Here is a 19,971-nt window from a genome sequence, read left to right as displayed (position 1 = left end):
CATTTGACGCTATTTTTATTTTTATCGTTTTAACTGGGCTTGCCTGATGCGGCTAAGGGTTTTTAGCGAAACCCCAAGATAAGAAGCTACCATGTGCAACGGTATGCGGGCAAATATATTTGGATAGGACGCCACAAACTCATCGTATTTTTCTTCGGCTGTTGCACTTAAGGCGCTGAAAATACGCTGGCGGCCTAAGTTAAGGTTTATCGAGATCAGCTTTTCTGAATAGGCTTTCAAGGCGGGGATCTGGGCACACAGCATGTCGAAATCCTTTTTTGTCCATAAAAGCACTTCGCTGTCTTCCAGCGCATCAATATAATACAGGGATGGGGTTTGGTTATTCAGGCTCTCGGGGTCGGTTGCCCACCATGTTTCGGGCGAGAACATCATCACATGTTCGCTACCATCCTCGCGGGTACGGTAGGTACGCAACAGGCCTTTGCAAATAAAAATCTTGTGGCGGCATACCTCTCCTTCCTCTAACAGCAATTGTTTTCTGCGTACTATTCTTTCAACAGCTACCGAAAGCATCAGTTTCAGATCCCCGCCGGATAGCTTCAAGTTCTCTTTTATATACCTTTCAAATTCAGCAACCATCGTCACATCAAAAATAAATAAAATATGACAGAAGAATAAAATTGCAATTTTTGAACCCTGCAGTTTTAAAAATCTTCTGCAACCTCAAAGCTTATTTTTTCTTTAGTTACAGGATGCACAAACTCCAGGTAAGCAGCATGAAGATATAACCTTTCGGCATTTGTGCCATACAGGTCATCGCCAACAATAGGCGCGTTAAGCCCCTGCTGATGGGCCGAGTGAACGCGTAACTGATGGGTACGCCCGGTTAACGGCCAAAAATGCACTTTTGTAGTTGTTGCATTGGTTGTAATAACCTTCCACCTGGTTACACTTTTTTTCCCGGATTCAAAACATACCAGTTGCCTTGGCCTGTTCAATAAATCGCCACGCAGCGGAAGAACTATGTCGCCTTCTGATGCTGTTATCGCTTTAGATAGCAAAGCCGTGTAGCGTTTTTTTACCGTACGTTTAAGAAACTGCCTTTGAATAATCTTGTGTGCATCCTTTGTTTTGGCTACAACCAATAAGCCCGAAGTTGCCATATCCAGCCGGTGAACAATGAGGGGTTCAATACCTGCCCATAGTAATTTAAGCCTTGTATAAACAGAATCATTGATATTAACACCGGGAACAGAACGCAACTCCACGGGTTTATTAATTATTACAAATGCGTCATCTTCATATACAATGGTGATCTTGCGGCTTTCTCCCGGGTTTTTCAAAAGCGGATTTTCATCTAATGCGATCCCTTCCAGCATATGTTTAAGGATGGGTTTACACTTACCGGTGCAGGCCGGGTAATATTGCTTGTGTTTCCTGATCTCAGATTTTGGGGATGCCCCCCACCAAAATTCGGCCATTGCCAACGGTTTGTACCCGTTTAAAAAAGCATACTGTAACAATTTGGGTGTTGCGCACTCCCCGGCGGCAGAGGGCGGCTTACCAAATACGGTGTCGCTAAATATAGACTGTAAACTTTTTCTGACACCGTTTTTATTCAAAAATTCATATTGTTCAAACAGTTGCTTTTGTAGTGCGGCAGATCTTTCCCTGCGTTCATTTTTCAACGCTTCTAATTCAGCGTCGAATTGTTCTATACCGGTATTTATTTCTTTTAAAACTTCGCCCCATTTATTCAATAATACGTTAAGTAAATGCTTATCGCGTAAACTTTGTTTAATCAGATCTGCCTCAATATCATGGTAACCATCTTCACTTAACCCACCCTTTTGCTCTTCCCTTAATTTTTTACGTTCGGCTTTATTGCTCTTTAATTGTTTCTTAAAGTCAGCGATTTCCCGAATGGATAAGGCATTTGAGCGCTCAAACTCCTGTATCAATTTTTTGTAATCATCACCCGATTCTATCTTTTTGATCTGCAGGTTAATGCTATTGATGATCTCCTGCCCTTTTAAAAAAAAGCTATTTTCGATCAGCATATCAAACACAGGAGGGACAAATTTAGGATGATCGTTTGAGCCGGCCAGTTTCCCTGAAAATGCTGATAAATAGCCTAATTTTCCTTGCTTATCCTTAACCACCAGAACACCAAACATTTTCCCGATAGCCGGGCCTTGCTGGTCTTCGGCAAGGCCAAAATTATGCTGCAGGTCTGTTTGAGTTTCCAGGTAGTGTTGAAGTTCGGCAGCTGCTATTTTTGTAAGCGGATGCGGCTCATAATAAAAAGGAAAGGTAAAGCACGCAGGTAACTCAATCCCTTTTATGGAGCTATCAGAAAAGTAGGTAATATTATTGGGGGCGTTATGCACCAGGTGTTTTGTTTTCGTATTATCCAATTATCCGCATTAAAAAAATAAGGCCTAACCAATTTATTTTCTAATTGATTAGGCCTTTGTTTGTGGAGCCGGAGGGATTCGAACCCTCGTCCAAACATGGTATAAGATAAGCTTTCTACATGCTTAGCTGTTATTTAATTGTAGGGACTATGGAAGGTTAACCGCTTACCTGTACCTTAATCCTTAGGTGCTTTGTTTCGCTCGCTTCCCACACCTTAAAGCAAACTATTTCCGTTTTTCGATGCCCCGATTGCCGATCCAACAGAACAGAAAACCGGCGGGACAAAAGCTATGCTAATTCTAAATTAGGCAGCTAAGGCGTAGTTATTTTCGCCATTTGTAAGTTTGAGCGTTCAGATTTTAGCGCTAATTCACCCAACGCGCTGCATGCTTACCTATTTATCTCCATCCTGTCAATTCCGGTCGACCCCATTTTAAAGTCTAAAGTCGGGAGCATTGAGTCCTGAGTTAAATACTGATACAAATATACAAACTTTATACGGCCTGTGTTGGCCAATATGTAAGCCTTTTGTTAAAAGGCTGATAACGGGGCTATTGTATTTCATTATCAGCAATCTTAAACAACAAAAGCCCGGCTTGGCCGGGCTTTTGAGTACATCGGTTTATCTAAATATTACTTAGGTGCTAAAACGCCGTTAAGGCCATTCACTATACCGTTGGCACCAATCAGATCATACAAAATAACCTGTGCGGTATCGCCTTTTGCATCGGCTAACTGTAGCTTTTTATCAGCCGTAACAGACAGCGTAAGTGTTTGCCCATCAAGCGTAGTGAGCGTTGCCTTGCCTTTACCTGCATTTAATGCTTTAATAATATCGGCTTTGGCATATTTACCAGTAACTACGTGCCCTTTTAAAACTGTTGCAAGTTTTGCAGGGTCTTTCATCAGGCTATCTAATTTAGCCGGCGGCAGGCTACTAAATGCAGCATTATTAGGTGCAAAAATAGTATATGGGCCACCTGTTTTTAGGCTGGAATCAAGCCCGGCTGTTTTCACAGCACTAAGCGCGGTAGAATAATCGGGGTTGCTCCCTAAAGCCCTTACTACATCACTGGCGCCATCTGTAGCTGCCGGTGCAGTAGTTGTAGTGGTTGTTTTCTTAGTAGTGTCTTGTACTTGTGCAAATACGCGGCTGGCTGTAAAATTTAAAAGCACCATTGCGCCAACCATTAAAAGGGATTTTTTCATGTTGTTCATGTTGTAATTCAATTTATTATTTGGTTAAATGCGTAGATGTTTTTCCTTATAGCGTATCTGTTTTAAGCAATAACTGCCAATTATAACGCTAAAAGAAAGAAAATTGTTTAACAGTCAATAAAATCAACCATCACAAACATCTGGTGTAGCCCTGCAAATAGTTAATAACTAAACACTTGTAAGGGCTTAATTAAAAGTATTTTTTTTATTACCTGCCGGTTTGCGCAAAGCCCCATTTAGCAATTGCTGTTAACACGGGGGTTAGGCTCTCCCCTACATCGCTAAGTTTATAACTTACTATGGGCGGCATAGCTTGTTCGGCTGTGCGTACTACCAGGTTATCGGCCTGTAGTTGCTTCAAATGCTGTATCAGCATCTTTTCGGTAACAGCCGGGATCTCGCGTTTTAATTCGCTGTAACGTTTGGGGCCGCTCATTAATTGGTACAGAATGATGGGTTTCCAATGGCCGCCAATTTTGCTCATTACATAGCTTACCGGGCACGCACCTATGTTCGCTATCTTATTTGCATTCTGGGTAGAGTTTTCTTTAACCTGTGTCATTGCTACTTACTTTGGGGTAGGTACTTGTATAAAAGTAAGTACAAATATACCTTTGACATCAACAAATCAAAAATAAATTATCATGAAAATTACAGTAACAGGTTCTTTAGGGAACATAAGCAAACCATTAGCAACACAATTAGTAAAAGCGGGCCACCAGGTAACCATAATAAGCAGTAGCCCTGATAAGGCCGAAGCCATAAAAGCATTAGGTGCTATCCCGGCCATTGGCTCGGTTGATGATGTAGCTTTCCTGACCGGAGCATTTAAAGGTGCCGATGCCATTTACACCATGGTGCCCAATAACTTTAGCGCGGCTAATTACAGGCAATACATAGGCGGCGTGGGTGAAAACTATGCCGAAGCTATAAAGGCGGCTGGTGTAGCCAAAGTGGTTAATTTAAGCAGCATAGGCGCACATATTGATGGCGGCACCGGCCCAATTTCGGGTATACATGATGTAGAGCAAACTTACAGGCAATTAGATGGTGTAGCTATAAAGCACCTGCGCCCCGCATTTTTTTATACCAACTTATTAGGAAATATCGACATGATAAAACATCTGGGCTTTTTAGGTGCCAATTACGGCGATAATTCGCGCGTGGTATTGGTACACCCAAATGATATTGCCGAAGTTGCCGCAGAGGAATTACAAAGCAACTTTACCGGTACCAGCGTCCGTTATATCAGTTCTGACGACCGTACAACCAACGAGATCGCATCGGTATTAGGTGTGGCCATTGGTAAACCCGACCTGAAATGGGTTGATTTTACCGATGAACAGGCTTTACAAGGTATTGAGCAGGCAGGGCTGCCCGCCGAGATTGCCCGTAACTATGTAGAAATGGGTACGGCTGTTAAAAGCGCCATTTTATGGGAAGATTACGACCAGCATAAACCCGCCCAATTTGGCAAAACAAAACTGGAAGACTTTGCGGTTGAGTTTGGCAGAAAGTTTAACGGGTAACCCTTTTAGCGCTTTAAGAAAAAGGCGAAAAAAACAGGATTTTTTTTCGCCTTTTTTCGGCCTTGATTCGCCCCTTACAGCCTGATAAAGTTGTGAAAAAGCCAAATAGCAGCTTTAATCAGACAGCCCATGTACTAATAATTATAAATTTGCCCCTGTTGCGTTTTTTCCCGAACGGAACAAAATGGAACAGGGGTTTTGGCGTTAACTATTACTTATCCGGCTGAAAATCTAACGAAACCGAATTCATGCAAAACCTTTTATAGGTTGGCGCGGGGCCGTCATCAAATATATGCCCCAGGTGCGATTCGCAACGGGCACAGATCACTTCGGTGCGCTGCATGCCGATGGAATTATCTACCTTATAGATCACACTGTTCTTCCTGACAGGCTCATAAAAACTTGGCCAGCCGCAATCACTCGCAAACTTAGCGTCAGACCGGAACAACTTGTTACCGCAAACAGCGCAATAGTAAGTACCCTTAGCACTTTTGTTCCAAAACTGGCCGGTAAAAGGGCGCTCGGTGGCTTGCTTACGTGCAGTAGCGTACAAAGCCGGCGACAGTATCTTTTTCCATTCGGCATTGCTTACCTTAATGGGGCGCGTATCGGTGTTAGAGTAGTATGGATTGTTCTGGTGCCCTTTGTCGCTTTTGGGGTTTTGTGCAAAGGTACAGGTAAAACACAGCAGCAGCAGGGCTGTAATATATATTGCTCTCATTGGTTATTGATCTTTTAGTTTGTTTTTAAATACTTTTCTAAACTTATCCAGTTCGGGCTGTATCACATATTTACAATACGGGTTGCTGCCTTTGTTCTGGTTAAAATAATCCTGGTGGTAATCCTCCGCCTTGTAAAAGGCTTTGTAAGGCGCTACCTGGGTAACAATTTTGCTTTTGTAAGCTTTCTCGGTATTAAGCCTGCTTATATAATAATCAGCCTTTTGCTTTTGGGCGGCATTATGGTAAAATATGGCCGACCGGTATTGCGTGCCCACATCATTGCCCTGGCGGTTTAGCTGGGTAGGATCATGCGCTACAAAAAAAGCTTGCAGCAGTTCGTCGTAAGTGATCTGCGCGGGGTCGTAAATAATGTTACAGGCTTCGGCGTGGCCGGTGGTGCCGGTGCAAACCTCTTTGTAGGTTGGGTTGGCAACTGTGCCCCCGCTAAAACCCGAAACTACTTTTTTAACGCCTTTAAGTTGTTGAAACTTTGCTTCGGTACACCAAAAGCAGCCTGTGGCAAAGGTTGCGGTATCTAATTTGGCTTTGGTATCACTAACAGCAATGTTGGCTGTACCCGCAAAAGCCGTAAAGCAGGTAGTAAGTAATAGTACTATTTGAAACGTTATTTTTTTCATATAAATTTTAGGTGCCGGCCTGTTAATGCCTGCAAGTATACAAACGTAAAAAACAGGCGCGTGTATTTTATGTAACAAAATGTGATATGAGGTTGACAAAACAATTACCAACCGTACAGGTAACATATAAATACCCACTATAGCGGCCAATGCTGTAAACCAATCTCACTCACTTTGTAGATAGCCGGTCATTTTCCTTACAAGGGAATTATTAGGACTATGTATTTAATTGGTATTTAATACATTTATAGTTGTCGGGCAGTGCGGATAGAAAAAAACGAAGTTCACAGAGGTTTTTTACGCGAATACGCGAAAGAGAAATAAATTTATCGCGTCTTTATGTGAGGTATTAAACTACTTTGCCTTCAAGCGTTCACATTGCCGGGCTATCGCGCGAGTGGACGTTCACATCATTTATTATCTAAACGTGGGTGCTGATGAGCGGCGAAGTTATGTACATGACGGCACATAAGACATTTTGCCAATCCAACAAAAAATAAGTCAGGGATATTCTATAATTGATATTGGTATTGATAAAAGCAGGACAAGCAGGAGCCCGTATTATATGATGGAAAGGAGTTATGTTTATAAATGATAAATATCATAGAAAGCACGAATCTAATTACTGAAAAGCTATCTTTTTTAAACAATTGTGGTTATATAAAAACTACAAGGGTAGATGAGTTAGAAAAAGATAAAAATTACTATCTAATTGAGTACACTAGTGAGCCGAATAATAAAAAAATTGAGATAGCATTGGCCGATAGTAACGAGTACATCAGTGTTGTTATTAGAAGGAAAATTAAAGATTGGGCCGGATATAATGATGCAAAAAACTGCATAAGTATAACCGATTTAGCATTATTATCAGAAATTACTAATTATAACGAAGATGATTTCAGCCACAATTTAGTTGGAAGAGAATCGGTTATTGAAAATACATGCAAGCTGCTACACTTGAATAAAAATACATTTTGTAGTATAGAGTGGTTTAATATAACCGCTTTAAAGCAAATTAAAATAGATTATTATAAACAAAAGTTCAACATTGATATATCATCTTATACACAGGACAATAACCCTTCGTTTCGACTAAAAAAAGCGACTGTTTTTTTGCTAAAAGAAGGTTATAAATTGATAGAAGATTCGGAGGATTCTCCCCCTTACAAAAATTTGGTGTGGTTTATTACATATCAAAACGAATCTAATACTATCAAAATTAAACAGGTAGATTGGCGAGATAGCAATTATGTATATAAATTAATAATTAATGGAGAAGCTATCATGGACTTTGATATTACTAAATACCAAAGCACAGAGGATATGAGTAATCATATTAAATACTTAATTAAAGAGGTAATCTAACATATGACTTACTTATATATCAGCCGGATAAAACCGATTATTGAATTACGGGAGTAACTTTTTTACAGGAAAGTTCGCAATCATAATTATAATAGGCAAAAAACACTCGATATTAAACTCTATAAAAAGAGCCGCAACATTTTGCTTTTACTATATAAAATATTGTTTTATATAGTAACCACCTTAGCTGTCACAATGAAAATCCCTTTACTCCATAAATAGTAAATAGTATAATCCAATGAAATTTTAATTTTAATGTAAGGGGCTATTTTTTTGCTTTAACGCTATGCTTAATAAATGTATTTGCTGCGCAAACCAAAACGCGACAAAATACAGAGGGCCAAAATGATCAGATATCGTCACCTGCCGATGTTTTGCTAAGTTATTATATTGGTGCGACACATAAAGCCAAACTCGATAGGATTAATATATTTCAAGCAGACACAGCATCTGATACTTTGATCGGTTAAAGCATTAAATTATAGAATAATGAAAAAAACAACATCAATAATTTTTTCACTTATATTTTTTTACTCATTTGCTTTTGCCCAAAAAACAAAAAATCAGACTGAAGAAGCTCAAATAAAACAAACCTGTATTAACTTTTTAAAGTGGCATAAAGCTGGTGGAGAAGAAAAATTAGGTGAAAAATATTTTGTTCCCCGATATGATGGGAAAGATAGCGTGAAAACCTATTTTGATCGTGATAGCTTAGAAACCTATTTTAATAATTTTAGAAATAGTGGTTTTACTTCGGAACTATATATTGGGCAGTTAAAAGAATATTTTAAGTATTATGAAAAATTCATTGGAAAAGAACCTAAAAAAGGAGAATTAATCAAAATAGATGGATTAGATAAGGACATCGTACTCAATACTTTCGAACCCGAGGAAATATTAGAAAATTTAAGAAAATTTAAAATCACTAAAATTCTAATTATATACAATAAGGCTCTTGTTGGTATAAACTTTAAGAAAAATGTTGATATGATTTTTCAATTGACTAAAGGCAAAGACAAGTGGTTGATAGATTACGTATGGCCTGATAACACAAGCATAAATAGTTTTTTCAGGTACTAAATAATATAACTGCGGGGTACCCCCTACTGGTCAAAGCTTGCGGCTTCAACCCAAAACATAGAAAATTTTCAACTTGTGTGGGCTGCAAAGAATTTACCTGATTTAAGCCTCCGCGGAAACGCCTGTGCGAGCGTTAGGTGCGGTTTTTTTTTCATATAAATTTTAGGTGCCGGCCCGTTAATGCCTGCAAGTATACAAACGTAAAAAACAGGCGCGTGTATTTTATGTAACAAAATGTGATATGAGGTTGACAAAACAATTACCGGCCCTATACCGTTATATAAACATACACACCTTATAGTAACCTGATGCTGTAAAGTTAACCTCTGTATGCTTTGTAGGCTATGAGTCATTTTCCTTACAAAAAAGTTTATTTTATAAGTAAAAGTGTATCAATAATTTATTTATGCCATTTAATGTGAATAATTAAAGGTATATTTGTCACTATTTAAATTAATATAATGCAACAAGGAACAGTAAAATTTTTTAATGAAGAAAAGGGTTTTGGATTCATTACCCCAAGTAACGGTGGCAAAGAAGTATTTGTACACTCAACAGGTTTAGTTGATCGCATCCGCGAAAACGATACTGTAGAATACGAAGTTGAAGAAGGCAAAAAAGGCCCTAACGCGGTAAAAGTTAAAATAGCTTAACACACTATAATAAATGATCGTGAAGCATTCTCCCTAAACCGGAGAATGCTTTTTATGTTTTTCAAGGGCTATTTAAAACGCCCTTCCCCCGCTCTTTTAAAGTTTAATATATTATTTAATCGCAGGCACCCGGTGCCGCATTAGCCCTATTAAATGAGACAACTTAAGATAAGTCAATCCATTACCAACCGCGAAACCCAATCGCTTGATAAATACTTAACAGAGATCGGTAAAGTAGACCTCATTACAGCACAGGAAGAAGTTATCCTGGCACAAAAAATACGTGAAGGCGACCAGGCCGCTTTAGAGCGCCTTACCAAAGCTAACTTACGCTTTGTGGTATCGGTTGCAAAGCAATACCAAAACCAGGGCATTACCCTTGGCGATCTGATTAACGAGGGTAACCTTGGCCTGATAAAAGCCGCCCGCCGTTTTGATGAGACCAAAGGCTTCAAATTTATATCGTACGCCGTTTGGTGGATCCGCCAATCAATTATATCAGCCATATCAGATCAATCGCGTTCGGTACGTTTGCCATTGAACCAGATAGGCACCCTGAGCAAGATCAGGAAAACACAATCATCGCTTGAGCAGGAACTTGAACGCGAAGCTACACCCGAAGAACTGGCAGAATGCCTGGAAACTACGGTGGAGAAAATTGCCGACTCGTTACGTAACTCGGGCCGCCAGGTATCTATCGATGCTCCTTTTCAACAAGGTGAAGAAGGTACCTTGCTTGATGTTATGCATAATGATGATCCATCAACCGATAGTGGTTTGATCCATGATTCGTTAGCTACCGAGCTTGGCCGTTCCCTGTCTAAATTAGGTGAACGCGACCGCGAAGTGCTGATGTTATTTTACGGCCTGGGCGATAACCATACCCATACCTTAGAAGAAATAGGCGAAAAATTTGTGCTTACCCGCGAGCGTGTACGCCAGATAAAAGATAAAGCCCTGCAACGCATCAAACAATCATCGCGTAGTGGCGCGCTGCAATCATACTTGTAGTATTTGCTAACCTGCAGAGATATTAAAAAAACCGCTTTTAAATTGTTTGAAAGCGGTTTTTTTGTGGCCGGGAAATTGCTTAATTATGCATCATCAACACTGTGTAAAATATAAGGAAACATACATAGTGTATAAATTACAATAAGTACCTTTACATCGTCATTTATAACGGTGACAAACATAAACTTACACAAATGAGCGATCTTTCTAACCCTACAGCTTTCACAGGTAACCAACCCGTAACTGCTAAAAAAATTGTGGTTATTGGGGGCGGTTTTGCCGGTGTTAACTTTGCACAAAACGTGGCAAAAAATAAAAACTACCAGGTTACCCTGGTTGATAAAAACAACTACAATTATTTCCCCCCGCTGCTTTACCAGGTATCAACCAGCTTTTTAGAGCCATCGAGCATCAGCTACCCTTTCCGCAAACTTTTCCGTAAGGATAATATCCGTTTCCGGATGGGCGAACCCGTAAAGATAGACCCGGTTACCAAAACCATTTATTTAAACGACGGCGAACTGGATTACGATTATCTTGTATTTGCCAGCGGCGCCAAAACAAACTTTTTTGGCAACGAGAATATAGAGAAGAACGCCATCCCGATGAAAACCATTGACGATGGCCTGCGCATGCGTAACGCCTTATTACAAACACTTGAGGAAGCTGCCATTACCAAAGACCCCATTGAACGTAAAAAGCTGCTTACCATAGTTGTAGCCGGCGGCGGGCCAACCGGTGTTGAGGTATCGGGCATGTTGGCCGAGATGAAGAATTACATCTTCCCTAAAGATTACCCCGAACTGATCAACCAGCCGGGCGGCATTTACATTGTTGACGGCAGCCCTGCCCTGCTTGGCGCCATGAGCGAGAAAACGCACCAGGAAGCATATAACGTACTAACCAAACTTGGTGTAAAAGTTAAGCTAAACCTGCACGTAAATGATTATGTTGATGGCAAGATCCTGCTATCAAACGGCGAAGTGATAGAATCAAACACCCTGATATGGGCGGCGGGCATTACCGCCAATACCTTTGAGGGCATCCCTGCAACAAGCCTTGGCCCCGGCAGGCGTATGATGACCGACGAGCATAATAAAGTACTGGGCTTAGAGAACATCTATTCTATTGGTGATGCATGTATACTCACTACCGACCCTGATTACCCGAAAGGCCACCCGCAGATAGCCCAGGTTGCCATACAGCAAGGCAAAACCCTGGCCAATAACTTTATAGCCATGGCCAAAGGCCAGCCTTTAAAACCTTTTATATACTTTGACAAAGGCGATATGGCCATTATAGGCCGTAACAAGGCGGTGGTTGACCTGTTTAAGCACAAGGTTCATTTCCGTGGCATCATCGCATTATTTATGTGGCTGTTTATCCACCTTATATCGTTGGTAAACTACCGCAATAAACTGCGCACTTTATACAACTGGGCTGTGGCTTATATTAGCCGCGATCAGTCGTTTAGGATGATATTTAAGTCGGGAGTGTAATAGAATTGCAATAATGAAACGATCGTTTCATTATTTTTTGATTTAATTTGGAACGAACATTTCAAAACGTTTATATTTGCTTTATCAAATCACAAAAACACACATAAACTCATAACAATGAAAATTTTAACAAACAAAGTAGCCGTAGTTACAGGTGGTAACAGCGGTATTGGTTACGCAACAGCAAAAGAATTAGCCGATAAAGGCGCAAACGTTATCATCACCGGCCGCAATAAAGATGCAGTAGCCAAAGCAGCTGATGAACTTGGCGTTACCGGTATCGTATCAGACCAGGGGCAATTGGGCCAGATAGACGAATTAGTGACCCAGGTTAAAGCCCAATTTGATAAAGTTGATATCCTGTTCCTGAATGCAGGCGTAGCCAATTTTAGCCCGGTTGAAAGTGCTACCGAAGCGCATTTTGACGGCATAATAGACCTGAACCTGAAAGGCGTTTATTTCACCGTTCAAAAATTCATCCCTATTTTAAATGATGGTGCATCTATTGTGTTCAACACATCGGTAAATGCAACCTTAGCTATGCCAAACAGCAGTGTTTATGCGGCCAGTAAGGCAGCAACTCTATCTTTGAACAAGGTATTGGCTGTAGAGCTTGCCCCACGCGGTATCCGTGTAAACGCGGTATCGCCCGGCCCGGTTGCCACCCCGCTTTACGGCAAAATTGGTTTAACCCAAGAAGAAGTGAGTGGCTTTGGAACAATATTAGGCGAACGCATTTTATTAAAACGCTTTGCTAAACCCGAAGAAATTGCCAACGTGGTAAGGTTCCTGGCTTCTGACGATGCATCGTTTATAACCGGTACCGAACTTGTTGTTGACGGTGGCTTAACTGTTAACGCGGTTACTTATTAATTGGCCCAACAGCCTATTTTACACCAATTTTGTTAATTATTATTTGATAATGCTATGCCACGTAAAAAGGATTTTGATGAAGATGAATTGCTGGAAAAAGCGGTGAATATATTCTGGAAGAAAGGGTACCATGCCACATCAGCGCAGGACCTTGTTGACGGCCTTGGCATTAACAGGTCCAGCTTGTATAACACCTATACTGATAAGCGTACATTGTTTACCAAATCGCTCAAAATGTATCAGCAGCAGCGTACCGGGCTTATGCTTAATACGCTTCAGCAATCGCAGGATATTAGCGAAACCATCAAACAGATCTTTAATAATATTATAGATGAAGACATGGCCGATACCATGAAAAAAGGTTGTTTTATGGTGAATACCGCCGTGGAGCTTTCAGGCCAGGACCAGGAAATAAACGACATAGTAACTGCAAATAACCAAAGCGTAGAAGATGCACTTGTAGCCGCCATTGAAAAGGGACGGCAAAGCGGCCAGGTTTTAAACCCGCTATCATCACGCGCTATAGCACAATTTATTTTTGCTACTATTAGCGCTTTAAGGGTAACAGCACGTTCGGGCGCAGGCAGGCAGGTAATGCAAAATATTGCCGATGTAGCATTGTACTCCCTAAAGTAGCACCCTCGCGGCCTACTTTAGGGCTATACAATGTTCAAACAATAAACTAAGCACTAACTACACCTATCCTTTTTAATAACTTCCTGTTTTCGCGCCTGTGTATCAAACGATAAACGATGGAATAAATAACAGGTAATATTAAGAGGGTAAGAATAGTAGAAGTTATTAACCCGCCAATAACCACAATGGCTAAAGGCTTTTGGGTTTCTGAGCCTATACCGGTTGATAATGCGGCAGGCATAAGGCCAATAGCGGCCATCAGGGCGGTCATCACCACCGGGCGCACACGCGATATCACCCCTTCAAGTATGGCCTCGTTAAGCGGCATATGCTCTTCCAGGTTCTTGCGGAACACCGAGATCAATATCACACCATTTTGGATACACACCCCAAACAAGGCTATAAAACCTATACCGGCAGATATACTAAAGTTGGTATGTGTAATATGTAATGCCAGTATCCCGCCTATGAGCGCGAACGGTACGTTCATAATGGTAAGCATGGCATCCTTGGCATTACCAAAGGTGATGTATAGGATCAGGAAGATAACCAACAAACAAATAGGTACCACGTGGGCCAGTGTGTTTGATGCACGTATCTGGTTCTCAAACTCGCCGTTCCAGGTAAATGCGTAGCCCTTATCAAGTTTTACGGCGGCATTTACTTTTTGCTGTGCCTCGGCAATGGTACTGCCCAGGTCACGGCCACGCACCGAAAATTTGACTGCTATGTAGCGCGTGTTATTATCCCTGAAGATAAATGCCGGACCGGTCAGTTGTTTAATTGTTGATATTTCCTTGATGGATATTTTAGAGCCGTTCATGGTAGGTACCATCAGGTTTTCTATTTTCTCTTCAGTATCGCGGTATTGTTTCTGGTACCGCAGGCGTATATCAAACTTACGCTCCCCCTCATATAACTGGGTAGCAGCTTTACCGCCAATAGCCATTTCTATTACCGAGTTGGCATCGGCAGTGGCAACGCCATACAATGCCATCTTTTGCTGGTCAAGCTCAATTCTAAACTCGGGTTGGCCAAGGTTACGCAATACGCCAAGGTCATCTACACCTTTTACATCCTTCAGCACTTTTAATACCTCATCGGCCTTATGATCAAGCGTTTCAAAGTCGCCACCGAAAATTTTAACGGCCATACTGGCGTTAACACCGGCAACGGCTTCGTCAACATTATCACGTATGGGTTGCGAGTAGTTATACACTATACCCGGCAGTTTACGCAATTGCCCGTCCATTTGGTCTATCAGTGCTTCCTCGGTTAAGCCACTCGGCCATTCCTTTTTATTCTTTAGATCAACCTGGATCTGCACGTTAAAGAAACCCTTAGGGTCGGTACCATCATTGGTACGGCCCACTTGTGCCAGCGTTTGCTTTACTTCTGGAAATTTTTCCAAAATCTGCATCATTTTTTGGTTGATGTTCTCGGCCTGGGTAAGCGATACGCTCATCGGCAACTCAGCTTCTACCCAAAGGGCGCCCTCGTTCAAATCGGGTAGGAACTCCGTACCTAAGAATTTAGCCGAGAAGAAAGTTACTCCCATAAAGGCAAGCGCAACAATAAGGCTCAGCTTTTGGTTTTTATAAGTAAACCCAAACATTTTACGGATGCCGTTCTCAAAAAACAGCACAACCGGATTGTGTTTTTCCTTCACATTTTTTCTTAACAGGATGCTTGATAATGCAGGCACCAATGTTAAGGTAAATAGCAACGCGCCTAATAAGGCAAACCCTAAGGTATAAGCCAGCGGTGAGAACATTTTACCCTCTACCTTCTGGAACGCGAAGATGGGGATCAAACAGGTGATGATGATGAGTTTGGAGAAGAAGATGGCCTTGCCCATTTCGGCACCAACATTTTTGAATAAACCAAGCTTGGCAATCTTGTTAAATTTCTCCATCCCCAGTTCCCTGGCGCGATGGTCGAGCGCTACGAAGATGCCCTCAACCATCACCACGGCCCCATCTATGATGATCCCAAAATCTACCGCCCCCATCGATAACAGGTTGGCCGTCATCCCCTTTATACGCATACATATAAAGGCGAATAATAAAGCCAATGGTATAATAATAGCAACAATAAGCGTGGTACGCCAGTCGGCCATAAACAAAAACACGATAACGGTTACCAGCACAATACCTTCCAGTAGGTTATGGATCACCGTTTCGGTACAAAAATCCATCAGGTTGGTACGGTCGTAAAAGGTATCAATCTTCACATCCTTAGGCAGTACATTCTCGTTCAGGTCTTTTACCTTCTCGCGGATCTTATCCAGTACAACAGCCGGGTTTTCGCCCTTGCGCATTACAATAATACCCTCAATAACATCCTTTTGCCTGTCGCGGCTTACCTGCCCCAGGCGTGGCAGGCCGCTTTCTTTTATATCGGCCACATTACGGGCCAGTATAGGCACGTTGTTTACGTTTTTAATAATGATGTTCTGGATCTCACTGATGTTGTTGATCAAACCGATACCACGCACCACAAAAGCCTGGTCGTTCTTTTCAATTACATCGCCACCTACGTTAATGTTACTGCGGTTAATAGCGTTGTAAACATCAAGCGATGTAAGCCCGTACTTTTGTAATAATGATGGGTTTACACTTACCTCGTAAGTTTTTTCCTCGCCTCCAAAGCTGTTTACATCGGCAACCCCCTGGATAGATTTAAACTGTCGGTCCAGTATCCAATCCTGTATGGCAGTAAGTTCATGGAGTGATTCGGTTTTGCTTTTCAGCGTATAGCGATAAATTTCGCCGGTTGGGCCGTAAGGTGGTTCCACCTCAGGTTTCACACCATCGGGCAGGTCTGCGTTCTGCAGGCGGCTTAGTACCTGCTGGCGGGCGAAGGCATCATCCACATCATCATCAAAAATGATGCGCAGGTATGACAGGCCAAATGATGAAGTGGTACGCAGGTTAACCTTTTTCTGTACCGAGTTCAGCACTGTTTCCATGGGTATGGTTATCATTTTCTCCACCTCTTCGGCGCTGCGGCCTGGCCATTGTGCAATTACGATGATCTGCGTATTGGTAACGTCCGGAAACGTCTCTATAGGGGTATTCAAGTAGCTCCAGACGCCCAATACAGCCAGCACCGCAGTCAAGAAGAATACCATCGCCCGGTGCCGTAGCGAGAAGTATATGATATTTTTAATTAGCTTGTTCATTTATTTGTTTTTGAAGGCCTAAGGCCGGAGCGAATACCAAAGACATGATAAATTTATCCCTGCTTTGATTTCTGACTCTTACATCTTGATTCTATTCCTGATTCTAATAATCCTTATTCAATTAATCTTCCGTTAAGGCGTTATAAAGCAACAACTGGCTTTTTGACACTACCTTATCGCCCGGTTTTAAGCCCGAGGCCACGTAAGTAACACTATCCACAGTTTTTATTACGTTTACTGCACGTACCTGCAAATCGCATTTGCTGTTATAAACTACTACATAGTTTTTACTGCTGTCAAATATCACTGCTGATGCCGGTATGGCTACCGATGTTGTGCTTTCGTTATTGGTGATAAGCACATTGGTAAACATTTCGGGTTTTAGCAGCATATCTTGATTATCTAAAGCAATACGTACTTTCATCACTTTATTATCAGGGTCAAGAACCGAGCTTATCTCATCTATTTTACCGTTAAAAACTTTATCAGGATATGCCAGTGTTGATATTTTGGCATCATAACCCTTTTTCACCTTTGTAATATCCGATTCAAATACGTTTGCCCAGATCCATACATCCTTCATATCAGATATAGTGAATAAGCTGTTGCTGTTATCAGGCCTGATGAAGTTACCTGCCGAGATATTCTTCTCAACAATATAACCGCTGCCCGGCGCTTTAATAACAAGCGAGCCGCTGGCGTTGGTATTGCCACCGCCGTTAATAGCAATCTGGTCGCGGACTTTGCTATTCGCGGCAACCGCTTTGTTATAGTTCTCTTTTGCTTCGGTGTAATCGCGCTCGCTTGATATACCGTTCTTATACAGGTATTCGGCCTGCTCTAACTGGCGTTTGCTAATGGCAAGGTCAGATTTTGTTGACGTAAGGTCGGTATAGCTGCCGGCAACATCAGCGCTGCGCAAAACCGCAAGCACCTGGCCTTTGGTTACCTTATCACCTAATGATACTTTTACCTCCATCACCTGCCCACTGGTAAACGGAAACACTTTCACTACTTTATTTTCATCGAATGATACCTCGCCCGACAGGGTAAGCTCATCCTTCATTGGTGTGCTTTTGGCGGTATCTATCTTTATCATTTTTGCCAGCGAATCGCTTATGCAAACCTGTTTGGTTTCCATAGTGCCGGTTTTTTTATCCTGGCAAGCGGTAAGGCCAATTAGCCCAAGGCCTAAGTATATAATTTGCTTTTTCATTTATGTTTATTGCTGATGCTTATTGCTTATAATGGGTTTATTACGGTAGTGCCTACAGCGTAGTTTAAATCGGCTATGGCTTTTTGCAGGTTTAGCTGCTGCTGTAAAATTTTAAGTTTGGTTTCGCGGTACGAGTCAAAAAAGTCTACATACTCCTGCAGGTTTATCTGTTTTAGCTGAAAGCCTTTGCCCATGCTTTTAAAAAGCTGGTCGTATTTCGCATAAAAGTCGTTCTCTTTTGAGCCGAGTAATTGCTGGCTTAGCTGGTACTGCTGCACCGCCGAATAAACATCATTATTTAACTGCAGTTCGCTGTTCTTAAGGGTGTACTCCTGGCTTTGGGCGGCAAGTTTTGCATTTTTAATATTCCCCTGGTTACGGTTAAATATTGGTAGCGGCAGGCTAATTTCCAAACCCACAAAATTGCGCGCATAACTGCTGTTCTGGTCAAAAGTGCTACCGATGGTTATATCGGGCACAGCCATTGCTTTTTGCAGCGCAAAATTGTGGTTGTTTTGGTTTAACAAGTACTGATTGGCCAGGTAATCGCCGCGGTTGGCCTTGGCAGTCTCGGCCAGTGTGGCGGCGTTAAGTATGGTATCGGTATTGTTAAAAGTTATCTGAGGGGCAATAAATTGGTTCGGGTTTGCTGCAAGCAATGTTTTGAGCTCGCTTTGCAGGTCGTTTATCTGGCGGTTTATTTCAACCAGGTCATTCTGCAAGCCAAAATTCAATGCTTTTAAACGTATAACATCTTTTAATGAGTTGTTACCTGCCTGGTATGATTTATCAATGGCGTTTACCATATTGGTTGCCGATGCAATTTCCATCTGGTAAACCTTGCGCTGGTCTATCAGGTTGGCCACCTGCGCAAAATCAAGCAGCAGGTTATAATGCAGGTTGCGCAACAGGTCGTTAAACTGCGCTTGCTGTATCTGTACATCATCATTAGCAATTTGTACCTGCTTGCCGCGCTTGCCGGCTGTTTTAAAAACCTGGCTTAACTGTACCAGTACCTGCCCGTTACCATTGCTGTGGTTAAAAAACTTCTTGTTGGCGTCGGTAATGTTTTGGTCGGTACTTAAAACAGGGTTATCCCACAGTTTGGCTTGTTTAACCAATGCCTGTGCAGCATCAACATTGTATTTTTGAGCAAGCAGGCTAAGGTTATTTTGCAGAAAGGTTTTCTCTGCATCTTTAATGGTAATACGAAGTGTATCCGTTTGGGCCGAAGCTTTTTGCCCGCATAGAATAGCAAGGGCAAAAAGTATAAAAATTCTGTAATACGTGCGTAACATTGTGCTTTGTTTGATAGTACCAAAACTATTGCACGTGTATTAGAGACACATTAAAACTGAATTAGAATTGCATTAGAATTTACAGTGGAGTATTGTTTGCTTTATTCGGCTTAGTTTATTACCTTTCAGAATATTTACCTGTCACAATGAAGAAACTTTATACTAAAGGCAACGGCGCTATTTTCAAGCTGTGTATTATTCTGTTTATTGTTTGTGTTGCTATTATTTACAGTTGTAAAAAAGATAATTCTCATTCCTCCCAGCCACTAAATCAAAAGGAACAAAGTGCTTTTGTACAGGAAGCCAAAAGTTGGTTTGAAAGAAACGATGCTATCAATAAAGAACAATCGCTTGCTACCAATGCTACAGGAACTAATAAACGCAAATGGAGCGACGGGTTAAAGCCCGACTGGAATAAAACAGCCGTATATCAAAAAGATAAAGGGACGATCATAGAAATGCCCCTGTTTAGCAGCGGGTTATCTTTTTAATAAACACTGCCGATGGCAGCCGGGCAACACAGCAAAACAATTATACCAAGGCCAGCTACTTAATACAGAAAGATAGTGCAGGTGTTTTCAGGGGATGGTTTATGGTATTGGTAGCTGATACCGCCTATATAAACGGCGACTTTACTAAACTAAACAAAAACTCTTACCAAAGTAAGGAC

At 41.6% G+C, this 19,971-nt stretch carries 18 protein-coding genes and 1 other RNA gene; 9 read left to right on the top strand and 10 right to left on the bottom strand.

The genetic code is table 11. From position 1 onward, the window contains the following. Positions 1–21 precede the first annotated feature (21 nt). From IDJ75_RS03250 to IDJ75_RS03230, 5 genes are all read right to left on the bottom strand, one after another. Complete coding sequence (locus IDJ75_RS03250) at positions 22–600, bottom strand: Crp/Fnr family transcriptional regulator (RefSeq protein WP_191174167.1); 579 nt, start codon at positions 598–600, stop codon at positions 22–24. A gap of 65 nt (positions 601–665) precedes the next feature. Beyond that, on the bottom strand, positions 666–2,378 hold the full coding sequence (locus IDJ75_RS03245) for an RluA family pseudouridine synthase (protein ID WP_224746463.1): 1,713 nt from the start codon (positions 2,376–2,378) through the stop codon (positions 666–668). 60 nt (positions 2,379–2,438) lie between these two features. After that, positions 2,439–2,809: a transfer-messenger RNA gene (gene ssrA / locus IDJ75_RS03240) on the bottom strand. Between the two features lie 203 nt (positions 2,810–3,012). Further along, positions 3,013–3,588 carry a fasciclin domain-containing protein gene (locus IDJ75_RS03235; protein WP_191174166.1) on the bottom strand — a complete coding sequence of 192 codons (576 nt, stop codon included), beginning with the start codon at positions 3,586–3,588 and terminating at the stop codon, positions 3,013–3,015. 217 nt (positions 3,589–3,805) lie between these two features. Further along, positions 3,806–4,159 carry a winged helix-turn-helix transcriptional regulator gene (locus IDJ75_RS03230; RefSeq protein ID WP_191174165.1) on the bottom strand — a complete coding sequence of 118 codons (354 nt, stop codon included), beginning with the start codon at positions 4,157–4,159 and terminating at the stop codon, positions 3,806–3,808. 82 nt (positions 4,160–4,241) lie between these two features. Between IDJ75_RS03230 and IDJ75_RS03225 the strand changes: the two genes are divergently transcribed. Beyond that, positions 4,242–5,126: an NAD(P)H-binding protein gene (locus IDJ75_RS03225; protein WP_191174164.1), complete on the top strand. Its 885-nt coding sequence runs from the start codon at positions 4,242–4,244 to the stop codon at positions 5,124–5,126. A 211-nt stretch (positions 5,127–5,337) separates the two neighbouring features. Here the strand turns inward: IDJ75_RS03225 and msrB are convergent, their stop codons facing one another. Together msrB and msrA are read right to left on the bottom strand one after the other, a co-directional pair. Continuing rightward, entirely contained in the window at positions 5,338–5,847 is a 510-nt protein-coding gene (msrB, locus tag IDJ75_RS03220; protein WP_191174163.1) for a peptide-methionine (R)-S-oxide reductase MsrB, read from the bottom strand. Positions 5,848–5,850: 3 nt separating this feature from the next. Then, positions 5,851–6,486 (bottom strand): peptide-methionine (S)-S-oxide reductase MsrA, encoded by a 636-nt coding sequence (msrA, locus tag IDJ75_RS03215; protein ID WP_191174162.1) that lies wholly within the window; start codon positions 6,484–6,486, stop codon positions 5,851–5,853. 591 nt (positions 6,487–7,077) lie between these two features. On the opposite strand from msrA, the gene IDJ75_RS03210 reads away from it, so the two are divergent. The 7 genes from IDJ75_RS03210 (at position 7,078) to IDJ75_RS03180 (ending at position 13,603) form a co-directional block, all read left to right on the top strand. Further along, on the top strand, positions 7,078–7,851 hold the full coding sequence (locus IDJ75_RS03210) for a hypothetical protein (protein ID WP_191174161.1): 774 nt from the start codon (positions 7,078–7,080) through the stop codon (positions 7,849–7,851). 489 nt (positions 7,852–8,340) lie between these two features. Beyond that, positions 8,341–8,931, top strand: a complete 591-nt coding sequence (locus IDJ75_RS03205; protein ID WP_191174160.1) for a hypothetical protein — start codon at positions 8,341–8,343, stop codon at positions 8,929–8,931. A 461-nt stretch (positions 8,932–9,392) separates the two neighbouring features. Continuing rightward, a complete protein-coding gene (locus IDJ75_RS03200; RefSeq protein WP_067057627.1) occupies positions 9,393–9,584 on the top strand; it encodes a cold-shock protein in 192 nt (63 codons plus the stop codon). 153 nt (positions 9,585–9,737) lie between these two features. Continuing rightward, a complete protein-coding gene (locus tag IDJ75_RS03195; protein WP_067057630.1) occupies positions 9,738–10,595 on the top strand; it encodes a sigma-70 family RNA polymerase sigma factor in 858 nt (285 codons plus the stop codon). A gap of 194 nt (positions 10,596–10,789) precedes the next feature. Further along, positions 10,790–12,094, top strand: a complete 1,305-nt coding sequence (locus IDJ75_RS03190) for an NAD(P)/FAD-dependent oxidoreductase (protein WP_191174159.1) — start codon at positions 10,790–10,792, stop codon at positions 12,092–12,094. A gap of 117 nt (positions 12,095–12,211) precedes the next feature. Further along, a complete protein-coding gene (locus tag IDJ75_RS03185) occupies positions 12,212–12,967 on the top strand; it encodes an SDR family oxidoreductase (RefSeq protein ID WP_191174158.1) in 756 nt (251 codons plus the stop codon). A gap of 54 nt (positions 12,968–13,021) precedes the next feature. Further along, positions 13,022–13,603 carry a TetR/AcrR family transcriptional regulator gene (locus tag IDJ75_RS03180; RefSeq protein WP_191174157.1) on the top strand — a complete coding sequence of 194 codons (582 nt, stop codon included), beginning with the start codon at positions 13,022–13,024 and terminating at the stop codon, positions 13,601–13,603. A gap of 46 nt (positions 13,604–13,649) precedes the next feature. On the opposite strand, the gene IDJ75_RS03175 is transcribed toward IDJ75_RS03180, so the two are convergent. The 3 genes from IDJ75_RS03175 to IDJ75_RS03165 all read right to left on the bottom strand — a co-directional run bounded on the left by IDJ75_RS03175 (position 13,650) and on the right by IDJ75_RS03165 (position 19,301). Further along, positions 13,650–16,787, bottom strand: coding sequence for an efflux RND transporter permease subunit (locus tag IDJ75_RS03175; protein ID WP_191174156.1), 3,138 nt, complete (start codon positions 16,785–16,787; stop codon positions 13,650–13,652). A 121-nt stretch (positions 16,788–16,908) separates the two neighbouring features. After that, positions 16,909–18,003: an efflux RND transporter periplasmic adaptor subunit gene (locus IDJ75_RS03170; RefSeq protein WP_191174155.1), complete on the bottom strand. Its 1,095-nt coding sequence runs from the start codon at positions 18,001–18,003 to the stop codon at positions 16,909–16,911. A gap of 26 nt (positions 18,004–18,029) precedes the next feature. Then, positions 18,030–19,301, bottom strand: coding sequence for a TolC family protein (locus IDJ75_RS03165; protein WP_191174154.1), 1,272 nt, complete (start codon positions 19,299–19,301; stop codon positions 18,030–18,032). A gap of 146 nt (positions 19,302–19,447) precedes the next feature. On the opposite strand from IDJ75_RS03165, the gene IDJ75_RS03160 reads away from it, so the two are divergent. Next, on the top strand, positions 19,448–19,792 hold the full coding sequence (locus IDJ75_RS03160; protein WP_191174153.1) for a hypothetical protein: 345 nt from the start codon (positions 19,448–19,450) through the stop codon (positions 19,790–19,792). Positions 19,793–19,971 lie beyond the last annotated feature (179 nt).

This window comes from Mucilaginibacter rigui, from assembly GCF_014773275.1.
Taxonomy (GTDB): Bacteria; Bacteroidota; Bacteroidia; order Sphingobacteriales; family Sphingobacteriaceae; genus Mucilaginibacter; species Mucilaginibacter rigui_A.
Note: the sequence above shows the minus strand (reverse complement) of the source record. Positions and strands in the feature narration are given on the sequence as shown.

What these genes read in the sequence shown, in the direction of transcription:
- IDJ75_RS03200 (WP_067057627.1), top strand. Translation starts at nt 9,393, where the DNA reads ATGCAACAAGGAACAGTAAAATTTTTTAATGAAGAAAAGGGTTTTGGA.
- IDJ75_RS03165 (WP_191174154.1), bottom strand. Translation starts at nt 19,301, where the DNA reads ATGTTACGCACGTATTACAGAATTTTTATACTTTTTGCCCTTGCTATT.
- IDJ75_RS03235 (WP_191174166.1), bottom strand. Translation starts at nt 3,588, where the DNA reads ATGAAAAAATCCCTTTTAATGGTTGGCGCAATGGTGCTTTTAAATTTT.
- IDJ75_RS03170 (WP_191174155.1), bottom strand. Translation starts at nt 18,003, where the DNA reads ATGAAAAAGCAAATTATATACTTAGGCCTTGGGCTAATTGGCCTTACC.
- IDJ75_RS03250 (WP_191174167.1), bottom strand. Translation starts at nt 600, where the DNA reads ATGGTTGCTGAATTTGAAAGGTATATAAAAGAGAACTTGAAGCTATCC.
- IDJ75_RS03185 (WP_191174158.1), top strand. Translation starts at nt 12,212, where the DNA reads ATGAAAATTTTAACAAACAAAGTAGCCGTAGTTACAGGTGGTAACAGC.
- IDJ75_RS03210 (WP_191174161.1), top strand. Translation starts at nt 7,078, where the DNA reads ATGATAAATATCATAGAAAGCACGAATCTAATTACTGAAAAGCTATCT.
- IDJ75_RS03205 (WP_191174160.1), top strand. Translation starts at nt 8,341, where the DNA reads ATGAAAAAAACAACATCAATAATTTTTTCACTTATATTTTTTTACTCA.
- IDJ75_RS03195 (WP_067057630.1), top strand. Translation starts at nt 9,738, where the DNA reads ATGAGACAACTTAAGATAAGTCAATCCATTACCAACCGCGAAACCCAA.
- IDJ75_RS03230 (WP_191174165.1), bottom strand. Translation starts at nt 4,159, where the DNA reads ATGACACAGGTTAAAGAAAACTCTACCCAGAATGCAAATAAGATAGCG.
- IDJ75_RS03175 (WP_191174156.1), bottom strand. Translation starts at nt 16,787, where the DNA reads ATGAACAAGCTAATTAAAAATATCATATACTTCTCGCTACGGCACCGG.
- msrA (WP_191174162.1), bottom strand. Translation starts at nt 6,486, where the DNA reads ATGAAAAAAATAACGTTTCAAATAGTACTATTACTTACTACCTGCTTT.
- IDJ75_RS03190 (WP_191174159.1), top strand. Translation starts at nt 10,790, where the DNA reads ATGAGCGATCTTTCTAACCCTACAGCTTTCACAGGTAACCAACCCGTA.
- IDJ75_RS03225 (WP_191174164.1), top strand. Translation starts at nt 4,242, where the DNA reads ATGAAAATTACAGTAACAGGTTCTTTAGGGAACATAAGCAAACCATTA.
- IDJ75_RS03180 (WP_191174157.1), top strand. Translation starts at nt 13,022, where the DNA reads ATGCCACGTAAAAAGGATTTTGATGAAGATGAATTGCTGGAAAAAGCG.
- IDJ75_RS03160 (WP_191174153.1), top strand. Translation starts at nt 19,448, where the DNA reads ATGAAGAAACTTTATACTAAAGGCAACGGCGCTATTTTCAAGCTGTGT.
- msrB (WP_191174163.1), bottom strand. Translation starts at nt 5,847, where the DNA reads ATGAGAGCAATATATATTACAGCCCTGCTGCTGCTGTGTTTTACCTGT.